The sequence below is a fragment of the Escherichia sp. 94.0001 genome, assembly GCF_013369155.2.
Classification (GTDB): Bacteria; Pseudomonadota; Gammaproteobacteria; order Enterobacterales; family Enterobacteriaceae; genus Escherichia; species Escherichia coli_F.
On record NZ_JABWMS020000186.1, the window covers coordinates 1 to 945 of the forward strand.

Genomic DNA, 945 nt, shown 5'->3' on the forward strand with positions numbered 1-945 from the left:
ACAATCCGCAATATCCGTTTCCCCAATCACATGATTGAACAGATCAATATCGCCCTTGAACATAAAGGTTCCGGTAACTTTTCAGCGTGGGTTATTGAAGCCTGCAGAAGAAGGCTGTCAACAGAGCGTTCGGGTATGAATTACATAATTAAGTAACATGGTGTTCACAGAACACACAGTTACCGGACACATCAGTTTTCCATTCGTCCCCCGGCAGTACAGGCTTCCCGTCTGACGGGATAGCCTGAAAAAACACAGAAAATTATTTGTTATAATTAATATAACTTACTCAAAAAAAAGCGACGAGAAAATCAGCATCAACGAGCAATAAGCGCCAATACGTGATAACAAATGGCAGCCATATTTATCTGCAGTATAAGCAATGGACAGGATAACCACACCAGAAACCGTCAGCATAAAATCCATTTGAACTTCCCCGGACAAAATCGACTCATCTAAAGATTTACAGCTCTTTTTATTATCAATATGTTAAAAGTAAAATAAACAGATGTTCAATAATACGAATACAAAAACGTGCTGAAAATCAATGAATCCATTTCTGTGTTATCAATTAATAGTGATAAACATCCGGCTTCTTCCACCATCGCACCGGACCAGCGACCATGAGGGGACAACGCCGCGCTCCGTTAACGCGGTAAACCCCGGTGTGTATCGTTTTTGATTATCCCCGCACACTCGCGCAGAGGATTCTCCCGGTCGGGCTGCGGTCTCTGTTAATGCAGGAATACGGCGACAATACCGCGCATGAATAATAAGGTCGCTCAACACACTGGCTGTAATGCAGCGGATACCATGCGGCATTTAGCGGCATTCATCGTACACTCAACGGTTAGCTCTTCATTCGTGGCATTCACCTGAAAGGTCCGGGAGTGTAATTGCGTACATTTACCACTGAACGAACCTTCAACAAGAACACGACCACGC

Annotated in this window: 3 protein-coding genes; 1 reads left to right on the top strand and 2 read right to left on the bottom strand. The window is 43.8% G+C overall.

Annotated features, from left to right (window positions below):
- Positions 1-156 (top strand): YlcI/YnfO family protein (locus HEN33_RS25100; protein ID WP_032358289.1); only part of this gene is annotated, 156 nt, incomplete at its 5' end.
- A gap of 129 nt (positions 157-285) precedes the next feature.
- Here the strand turns inward: HEN33_RS25100 and HEN33_RS25105 are convergent.
- Both HEN33_RS25105 and HEN33_RS25110 read right to left on the bottom strand, forming a co-directional pair.
- Positions 286-426, bottom strand: coding sequence for a hypothetical protein (locus HEN33_RS25105; protein WP_000347013.1), 141 nt, complete (start codon positions 424-426; stop codon positions 286-288).
- A 356-nt stretch (positions 427-782) separates the two neighbouring features.
- Positions 783-945: hypothetical protein (locus HEN33_RS25110; RefSeq protein ID WP_183083522.1), on the bottom strand; the 163-nt coding region annotated here is incomplete at its 5' end.